A 9,279-nucleotide genomic window follows, 5' to 3' on the forward strand; every position below is an offset into this window, starting at 1 on the left:
TTGATTGCGGACGGGCCGCCGATCACCGAGGCCGGGAACAATTTGACCTGTTGCCAACCCTGGCGCGCCAAATAAGCCACCTCGCTGACCGTTTGCGCGCCGGGCAAATAAGGCAGGTCCGCTTCGCGACAGACCGCGCCGACCTCGTCGGCGATGCCCGGCGAGACCATGAACTGTGCGCCAGCCTCAATCGCCTCGCGCGCCTGAGATTCGGTCCAAACGGTGCCAACGCCGAGGCAAAGTTCCGGCACCGCCTCGCGAATCGCCCGGGCCGCGTCGAGCGCGACCTGCGTGCGGCGCGTGATCTCGATCGTCTTAAGCCCCCCGGCATGCAGATCGCGCGCCATCGCCACCGCGTCGTCCACCGAATGGATAGTCACCACCGGGATTACCGGCGACATTTTCATGATGGCGAGTGTATCGGCCATGCTTACCCCTTAGATATGTATTGGACCGCGCTTCGGCTAAGAGGGCCCTCTTAGCCGTAGAGCACCGGACCTGCGCCTTCCTCGGCCGGCGCGGCGTTATGGCGGAACAGCGCGAACAATTCGCGCCCGAAGCCGTATTCGGTCGGTGGCGGTTCGGCAAAGACGATTTCTTCGCGGGCATCCAGCTCGGCCTGGTCGACCCGTACCGACAGTTCGCCGGTCTCGCTGTCGACCCGCATCATGTCGCCGTCGCGAATCTTGCCGATAGCCCCGCCCAGTTTGGCTTCGGGCGTGACCTGAATCGCGGCCGGCACTTTGCCGGAGGCGCCCGACATGCGGCCGTCGGTGACCAACGCGACCTGATAACCGCGCTGCAACAGCACGGACAGGCAGGGCGTGAGCTTGTGCAGTTCCGGCATACCGTTGGCGCGCGGTCCCTGGTAAGGAATGACAACCACGACATCCTTGTCCAACTCGCCCGCCTTGAAGGCATCGAGCACCGCCTGCTGGGTCGAGAAAACCTGCGCCGGCGCCTCGATACGGCGATATTTCCGGTCGACCGCGGAGGTCTTGATGATGGCCCGGCCGAGGTTGCCTCTGAGCACGTTAATGCCGCCGGTCGCCGCGAACGGGTTATCGACCGTGCGCATGACGTCTTCGTCGTGGCTCGCGCTCGGGCCCTCGCGCCAAGCCAGCTCACCGTTTTCGAGAAACGGTTCCTTGGTGTAGCGATGCAGTCCGTGGCCTTCGATGGTCATCACGTCGTCGTGCAACAGACCGGCATCGAGCAGCGTGCGGACCATCAGTTGGATGCCGCCGGCCGCGCGCATGTGGTTCACGTCCGCAATGCCGTTGGGATAGACCCGTGCCAGCAGCGGCACCGCCGCCGACAGCTCGGAGAAATCGTCCCAGTCGATCTTGATCCCGGCCGCCCGCGCCACCGCGACATAATGCATGGTGTGGTTGGTCGAGCCGCCGGACGACAACAGCCCCACCAGGCCGTTGACCACGGATTTTTCGTCGACGATGTCGCACATGCGTCGGGCGTCGCTGTCGTCGGCCACCGCGGCCATTTCGACCGCGCGCCGGGCCGCGGCCTCGGTCAGCGCGTGCCGTAGCGGCGTGCCTGGATTGACGAACGACGTGCCGGCCAAGTGCAGCCCCATAAATTCCATCATGAGCTGATTGGAGTTGGCCGTGCCGTAGAAAGTGCAGGTGCCCGGGCTGTGATAGGCCATCGATTCAGCCTTGAGCAGTTCGTCGCGGCCGACCTCGCCTTGGGCGAAACGCTCGCGCACCTTGGCCTTGACCGGGTTGGACATGCCCGAGGTCATTGGTCCGGCCGGGGCGAAGATTACCGGCAGATGGCCGAAGGCGAGGCTGCCGATCAAGAGCCCCGGCACGATCTTGTCGCAGACCCCAAGGCAGATGGCGGCGTCGAACATGTTATGGGTCAACGCCACGCCGGTGGCCAGCGCGATCACGTCGCGCGAGAACAGCGACAGCTCCATGCCGGGCTGGCCCTGGGTCACGCCGTCGCACATCGCCGGCGTGCCACCGGCGAACTGAGCCACGCCGCCGGCGTCCCAAGCCGCCTTCTTGATGATGTCCGGGTAGTCCACAAACGGCTGGTGGGCCGACAACATTTCGTTGTAGGCCGACACGATACCCACGTTGGGCCTTACATCGGCGGCCAACGCGTCCTTGTCGGACGGTCCGCAGGCGGCGAACCCGTGGGCCAGATTGGAGCACGAGATCGTGCCGCGATGCGGGCCGTGCCGCCCGGCTTCGTTCATGCGGGCCAGATAGTCCGTCCGGGAAGCGCGGCTACGCTCGATTATGCGCTGGGTTACGTCGTGTAAAACGGGATTAAGAGCCATAACAGCCTCCGCTCGCTGACGCCCGGTACCGGCCGGACGCGATCGTTTATCGCGCCCAGTGGACCCGGGGGGTCGGGCGCTCCAGATGCAACACGCCCCGTACCGGCAGCGCCGCCACCGGGCCGGGCTGCTCGGCGCGTTCGAACACGTCACGCTTGTCGTCGCCGAAAATCAGCAGATCGATGCTCTTCGCGTCGGTAAAATAAGCCAGCGTCAGCGACAACCGAGCCGGCGGGCCGACCGTCGGCGCCACACAGGCGCCCCGAGCCTCGAGACAGGCCTCGATATCCGGGGCGTGCGGGAACAACGATGCCGTGTGGCCGTCGTCCCCCATGCCGAGGAGCACGACGTCCAACGGACGCGGCACGTCGGCCAAGTCGTCGGCGACCGCATCGAGCGCCGCGTCCGGCGTGTCCGTATCGCGGTAGAGGCCGACGAAACGCGCCTCGGCGGCCGGGCCCACCAGCAACGTGGTGCGGATGAGCCGCTCGTTGCTTTGTTCGTCATCGACCGGCACCCAGCGCTCATCCGAGGGGATGACCGTAACGCGCGACCAAGCCAACTCCTCGCTCGCCAAATACTCGAACAGCGCCTTGGGCGAACTGCCGCCGGATACCACGAGACTGGCCTCGCCGCGCTCGGCGATCGCTTCGCGCAAACGTCCGGCAATCGATAGCGCGAGCTCGCGCGCGGCGTCGTCACGGCTGGCGTATTGTATCAATTCAGCCATGGGAACGGTCCCTCGTGATCTGATCTGTTCTTAATAAGCCGCGAAGCTCAGCTGTCGTACCAGCGCCGCCCGTCGCGATCGAGCAGCACGAAGGCATCGGTGGGCCCCCAGCTGCCGGCCATGTATTCCTGGGTCTCGACCTGCTCGGTCCGCCAGCTTTCCAGGATCCGATCGATCCACTGCCAGCTGGCCTCGACCTCGTCGCCGCGCATGAACAGCGCCGGGTTGCCGCGCAGCACCTCCATGAGCAGCCGCTCATAGGCGTCCGGGTAGGCGATTTCGAACGCTTGGCTGAAACTCAGGTTCAATGGCAGGCTGCGCATGCGAAAGCCGCCCGGACCCGGCTCCTTGGTCATGATCGACATCTCCACGCCCTCTTCCGGCTGCAGACGCAGCACGAGACGGTTCGGCTGCAACGGCTCTTCGCCGAAGATGGAGTGTGGCACCGGCTTGAATTCGAACACGATCTGCGACGACTTGCGCGCCATGCGCTTGCCGGTACGCATATAGAACGGCACGCCCTGCCAGCGCCAATTGTCGATCTCGGCCTTGATGGCGACGAAAGTCTCAGCCTTGGCGTCGTCCGCGGGCGCCTGTTCTTTCTTGCTCGAGGCGCCGTAGGCCTGCACCGCCTTGCCGTCGATCATGCCGGCCGCGTACTGGCCGCGCGCCGTCGTTTGGCGTATGTGCTGCGGCGTAATCGGCTTGAGCGAGCGCAGCACCTTGATCTTTTCGTTGCGGACGTCGTCATGGTTCATGCTCGCCGGCGGCTCCATCGCCGTCAGGCAAAGCAGGTTAAGCATGTGATTCTGAACCATGTCGCGTAGCGCGCCGGTCTGCTCATAGAAATCGAAGCGTTCATCTACGCCCAGGTCCTCGGCGACCGTGATCTGAACGTTATCCACCGCTTGGCGGCCCCAGACCGGCTCGAACAGCGAGTTGCCGAAGCGCAGCGCGATCAGGTTCTGGACCGTTTCCTTACCCAGATAATGATCGATGCGATAGATCTGCGACTCGCCGAAACGCGCGCCAACGGCATCGTTGATCGCGCGCGCCGATTCGTAATCGTGGCCCACCGGCTTTTCCAGCACGATGCGGGCCCGCTCGTCCACCAGCCCGGCGTCGGCCACGCCGTTGGCGATCTTGCCGAACAGACTCGGCGCGGTCGCCAGATAAAACGCGCGAATATGGTCGTTGTCCTCGAAGCGCTCGGCGAACGCCTGCCAGCCGGCGGCGTCGTCCACATCGAGTTGCACATGCGCCAACCGATCATGGAATCGCGAAAAGACGGCCTCGTCGATCTCCTTATCGGGCAGATGCTCCTCGAGCACCTTGCGCACCCAATTCGCGTAATCCTCGTCGCTCTGGTCCCGGCGGGACACGGCGATAATCCGGCTATCGTCCGAGAATTGCTCGTCCTGATCGCGGTGATAGAGCGCCGGCAACAGCTTGCGCCGCGCCAGATCGCCCGTACCGCCGAAGATGACCAGGTCGAACGGATCCACGGGTACGAATTCGGCGGTCATCGTCTCTCTCTTTCGCTTAACCAATTCAACGCGCGATTATAACCGCTTCGCCGTCTTCTGTGTTCGGCACGCCGCGCGTCGGCCAGTAGAAGTCGTGGTAGTGGCCGTGATCGGCTTTGTACTTCACGTAGCGGGCATACATTTTCAGATTGTCGGTCGGCGTGGAGTCGACGCGCTCGGTTCATCCTCGGCTACGGCGGGATGGCTGCGCGCCTTGTTTTCGGGGCTACCGAACAAAAAAGCCCGGCCGCCATGATGGCGACCGGGCTCGTGGGTGCTCCGCGCTTTAGAAGCTGTAGTAGAAGCGAACGCGGTTGTTGTAGAAGTTCGGCGCGCCGTCGAACTTCGTGATGCCCAGGTTGTCGCTGATCTTCAGGCCGGCAAGCTGTTCCCAGACGCCGCCCAGATCGTAGCTTATACCGACGCCGATACCCTGGCTCTTCTGATCACGCACCAGATCGCCGGTGAAGCTGTTATTGGCGGATCGATCGTCCGCGATAATGTTATCCGGCCCGCCATTGAAGTAGAAGTCGTGATAGTGACCATACTCGGCCTGATAACGGACATAGCGGGCATACATCGCCAGGTTGTCGGTCGGGGTCAGGTCGATGCGCGCGCCATATGCATAGCCCGGACCGATTTCCACCAGACCATCGTTCATCGTGTTGCTATAAAGCACGCCCGAGATGTCGGTGTACGGATGCAGGAACTGGCCGTGGTTGAACGAACCGTCATGTTCCGGCGAGAAGTTGCCGAAGATCGAGAAGCCGAACATAGGAGTGCTCACGCCGATCTTCAAGCCGTAGATCTGGCTGTTGATGCCCTGCGGGATGCGACTCTCGTCGGCGTCGTAGCCGGCCAGAACCTGGGCACGCACGTACGGGGCCCAGCTTGAGGCGCCCGAGCCGATGGTCGGGGCCATATAGCCGATTTCGCCGTAGTCGGCGGACAAGGTCTGCTGGAAGCGATAGTGGTAGTACTGACCGATGATCTGGCCGCCTTCGGTAACGTTGCGGAAGGACGTGCCGACCGACCAGAAACCGTCGACATCGTCGAAGTAGCGGTTGGCATTGAGGAAGTGGTCAGCATTGCCACGCGGCTCACGGCTGGTGATCTTGGCGGCGAACAACTGCCACATGGGCTGATCCATGGGCTCCGCGCCCATGTGGAACGGCAGGTACTGATCGGTCTCGTAGGTCTGGTTATCCACGTTCGGATTTTGCGTGATCTGCGGCCCCTCGGTCGGGGTGTTCGGCACGTAGGCCATGCGGCTCATGGTCTCCAGCGGCCGCCAGACGCCGGTCACACCCTGCAGCGAACGCGGCAGGAAGGTGAACTGGTCGGCGCTGGCCAGCGGCGTATTCAGCAACTGACGTCCGCCGCGAATTTGGAAACCGTAGGCGTTGAACTGCAGATAACCCTGCGTCAGGTTTTCGACAGTGCCGCAGGCGAGGTTGCAGTTGAGCTTGGTGCCGGCGTCGTTATTGCCGTATAACGCACCTTCATAAACGAACTCGGCGCCCGCCGAGAAGCCGTATATACGGCCGGTCGTAATGCCGATCTGCGCACCGAAGTTGGTGTTTTCGTTGTTGAAGTCGTCGCTGGTGTCCGGCTGGCCCGGGTACGGCTGGTTAAGATCGTGCCAGCGGCGGAAGTCGTAGAAGCCGACCCGACCGTGCACTTCCGAACCTTCGACGACTTGCTTCTGGAACTTTTCCGGGAAACTGAGGTCCGACATGCTATCGGAATCGTTCATCTGCGCCTGGGCGGCGCCGGCGCACATCATGGCGGTGGTGCCGAGCAGCAGTGTCGTATAACGACACACCCGTCCGTTGAGCGCGGCGCGCTCTTGTATTTTTAGCTTACCCACAGTGGTCTCCTGATTGGCTAGTTTTACTCTATTCGCGGAATTCCCCGCGCCCCATCGATAACCGCCGGTTCAACGGCTTTCCTCTCAAGCCGCGCGTTCCGATCGGTTGGTCGCTCACATATTTTTTAAGTCGTCACACCCAAGCCGGCCCCCCGATACGCTGCATGCCGCATGCACGGCAATCGAAGTCGCCGCCTGCCGCGCGGCCGTATAACGATCCGGCCTACCGGCCGGATGCCGCTCGAATATACAGTGTTTTCTGCTCCGATGCGTCCTCGTGCTTTCGGCTCGGCTAATTTATGGCTGTTCGAACCGGCGCGCCAGCGGTGCGAATCGGCCCCAACGCTGTCGCAGCAAGTCCCCGTTCATCGAATCATAACGATCACTCAAGCCAATACACATTCGCGAAAAGTCGAATATCGAGCGGACCACCGAAAATCGGCCGGCGCGGTTCCGAGCCCAACGCATAATTTCATCCCGGTTTTCGTTTCGAACTTGGGATTGGCAATTGCCCGCACACGGGGTCGGCGGGCGACAAGAGCGGGCGCGGCGACGACTTCAGGCCGCACGGGTTTTCATCCGCAGTAACGCTTCGGCCGCCGGCTCGTCGAGGATCAAGCGGTCGATCACGCCGCTGCTCAGCACGGCCTGGATCGCGGGCCCCTTGTCGGCTCCGCCGGTCACGGCGATGATCTCGCGCTCGGCGAGTTCGGCCAGCGACAGGCCGATGGTGCGCTCGTTGATCGCCATGGGAACCGGCTGCCCGTGGCGATCGAGAAAATGACCGACCAACTCGCCCACGGCGCCGGCCTCGATCAACTCGGCCAGCTGGCGCTCGCCCAGCAGGCCGCGCTCTTCCATGAACATCGGCTGGTCCAGCGCCATCGCGCCGATGCCGACCACGCCCAGATCGATCCGGCGGGCGCGGTTCAGCGCATCGGCGACGCTACGCTGCGCCATCAACACGCGGCGATCCTCGATGCTGTCCGCAATGAAGGGCACCGGTAGAAAAAAACCCTGTCCGCCCGTTTTGTCGGCCAGGCGATAAACCACGTCGAAAGGATTGACCGCCGATTGCTGGGTCAGGCTGCCCATCAACGACACGACGGCCAGCCCGGGATGCGCTTCGCGCGGCAACTGGCGCGTCATCTCCGCCAGCGAACGCCCCCAGGAGACCCCCAGCGCCGCGACGTCGCCGCCGACGATGCGGCCATGAACGTATCGGGCCGCGGCGGACCCCAGCGCCACCACATTACCTTGGCGGTCGCCCGGATCTCCGACATCGGGCACGACGAGGCACTGAGCCAGGCCGAAACGTTCGGCGATGCGGTCTTCATAGGACACCAGCAGCTTGGGCGCCCGATCGATATAGACGTGTACATAACCGGCCTGGTGCGCCTCTCCGATCAGGCGATGCACCTTGGCGCGCGACAACGACAGACGATTGGCGATCTCGGCCTGGGTATACCCGCCGATATAGGACAGCCAGGCGACATAAATCGCCAGATCGTCGGTTTGTCGGTCAGCCATCGGCCGCGCCATGAAATAATTTTCAGAATCTGAAAATTTATTCCAGCAACGACAACGTTGTCATTGCGACCATAGTTGTAGCGCGCGAGGAGACAACTGTGGCGCAACTTATTGTCGCGCACTAAAAAAGGATCAGGTTGCGCCTGATCCTTTTCTGATGGTGGAGCCGGGCGGAATCGAACCGCCGACCTTCGCATTGCGAACGCGACGCTCTCCCAACTGAGCTACGGCCCCGAAAAAAAGCCCGTTGCCATGCAACGAGCGACGTATGATAGCAGGCCTGCGCGCGTTGCCAACCCCCTCGCGCCACTTGTTTTCGACCACGGGCACCGCCCCCGGGTTTCGCCATTTGCGTACACCCGGGACACCGCGACGAAGCTTAAGCGGACATCGCTTCGCCCCGGTATTTGCCGTGTGTCGGCAGTGCGCGTCGCCGCTCAGGCCTGGCGCTTGGCGCCTTCGGGGACGCGGCCGTCGAGGGCGTCGGTGAGAAATTCAAAGGCGTCGTCGACAACATTGGCCTGGTAAAACAGCCGCAGGTCGTCGTCCGCGATCAGCCCCAGTTCCCGAAACACGTCGAAATCGATAAGGCGACGCCAAAAATCGTGGCCATAGAGCACCACCGGAATCCGCGGCTGCTTGCCGGTTTGGATCAGGGTGAGCATCTCGAACAACTCGTCCATGGTGCCGAAGCCGCCCGGGAAGATGATGAGCGCCTTGGCGATGTTCATGAACCAGAACTTACGCATGAAGAAGTAGTGGAAGTTGAAGTTCAGCTTCTCGTGCACCCACGCGTTGGTGCCCTGCTCGTGCGGTAATTCGATGTTGAGGCCCATGGACAGCTCGGGATTCACGTCGGCCGCGCCCCGGTTGGCCGCCTCCATAATGCCCGGTCCGCCGCCGGTGCAGACATAGTAGTGCTCGCCGTGGGCGTGCTCGGCCATGGTCCAGCGCATCATGCGGCGGGCCAGGTCACGCGCTTCGCCGTAATAATCGACCGCATTGGCGACCGGATTTTGATCGTGCGGACGCAGACGCGCCGAGCCCCAGAAGATCAAACCGTTGTGCACATTGAGCTGCATGAGCCGGGTCCGCGGCTCGATGTACTCCGACAGAATCCGCAGCGGCCGGGCCTCTTTGCTGGCCATGAACTGCGGATCGGTATAGGCGTTGGACATGCGGACCTCGATGATTGGCCGAAAATGCGCGGAACGCGACAAAGCGCGGCAGTATAGCAGCCGGACAACGCGCTTCGGCCGCGGCCGAATGATGTTTCAAACATTGGTTGAATTGTTTTCGAACGCCCCTATTGAAG

7 protein-coding genes and 1 tRNA gene are annotated in these 9,279 nt (G+C 62.8%); all 8 read right to left on the bottom strand.

Annotated elements, in window-relative coordinates; all coding sequences use genetic code 11:
• Positions 1 to 428: keto-deoxy-phosphogluconate aldolase (locus VFJ08_RS13015; RefSeq protein WP_324997650.1), on the bottom strand; the 428-nt coding region annotated here is incomplete at its 3' end.
• Between the two features lie 50 nt (positions 429 to 478).
• Positions 479 to 2,308, bottom strand: a complete 1,830-nt coding sequence (gene edd, locus VFJ08_RS13020) for a phosphogluconate dehydratase (protein WP_324997651.1) — start codon at positions 2,306 to 2,308, stop codon at positions 479 to 481.
• A 46-nt stretch (positions 2,309 to 2,354) separates the two neighbouring features.
• On the bottom strand, positions 2,355 to 3,038 hold the full coding sequence (gene pgl / locus VFJ08_RS13025; protein ID WP_324997652.1) for a 6-phosphogluconolactonase: 684 nt from the start codon (positions 3,036 to 3,038) through the stop codon (positions 2,355 to 2,357).
• Positions 3,039 to 3,085: 47 nt separating this feature from the next.
• A complete protein-coding gene (gene zwf, locus VFJ08_RS13030; protein WP_324997653.1) occupies positions 3,086 to 4,564 on the bottom strand; it encodes a glucose-6-phosphate dehydrogenase in 1,479 nt (492 codons plus the stop codon).
• 286 nt (positions 4,565 to 4,850) lie between these two features.
• Positions 4,851 to 6,350, bottom strand: coding sequence for a hypothetical protein (locus tag VFJ08_RS13035; protein ID WP_324997654.1), 1,500 nt, complete (start codon positions 6,348 to 6,350; stop codon positions 4,851 to 4,853).
• Positions 6,351 to 6,992: 642 nt separating this feature from the next.
• On the bottom strand, positions 6,993 to 7,964 hold the full coding sequence (locus VFJ08_RS13040) for a sugar-binding transcriptional regulator (RefSeq protein ID WP_324997655.1): 972 nt from the start codon (positions 7,962 to 7,964) through the stop codon (positions 6,993 to 6,995).
• Between the two features lie 158 nt (positions 7,965 to 8,122).
• Positions 8,123 to 8,198 (bottom strand) — tRNA-Ala (locus VFJ08_RS13045).
• 203 nt (positions 8,199 to 8,401) lie between these two features.
• The gene (locus VFJ08_RS13050) at positions 8,402 to 9,142 is read right to left on the bottom strand and encodes an LOG family protein (RefSeq protein ID WP_324997656.1); all 741 of its coding nucleotides are present in this window, start codon (positions 9,140 to 9,142) and stop codon (positions 8,402 to 8,404) included.
• Positions 9,143 to 9,279 lie beyond the last annotated feature (137 nt).

Source organism: Salinisphaera sp., from assembly GCF_035690525.1.
Classification (GTDB): domain Bacteria; phylum Pseudomonadota; class Gammaproteobacteria; order Nevskiales; family Salinisphaeraceae; genus Salinisphaera.

Coding starts and splice junctions, on each gene's coding strand:
- edd (WP_324997651.1), bottom strand. CDS start 2,308: ATGGCTCTTAATCCCGTTTTACACGACGTAACCCAGCGCATAATCGAG.
- pgl (WP_324997652.1), bottom strand. CDS start 3,038: ATGGCTGAATTGATACAATACGCCAGCCGTGACGACGCCGCGCGCGAG.
- zwf (WP_324997653.1), bottom strand. CDS start 4,564: ATGACCGCCGAATTCGTACCCGTGGATCCGTTCGACCTGGTCATCTTC.
- VFJ08_RS13035 (WP_324997654.1), bottom strand. CDS start 6,350: ATGATGTGCGCCGGCGCCGCCCAGGCGCAGATGAACGATTCCGATAGC.
- VFJ08_RS13040 (WP_324997655.1), bottom strand. CDS start 7,964: ATGGCTGACCGACAAACCGACGATCTGGCGATTTATGTCGCCTGGCTG.
- VFJ08_RS13050 (WP_324997656.1), bottom strand. CDS start 9,142: ATGTCCAACGCCTATACCGATCCGCAGTTCATGGCCAGCAAAGAGGCC.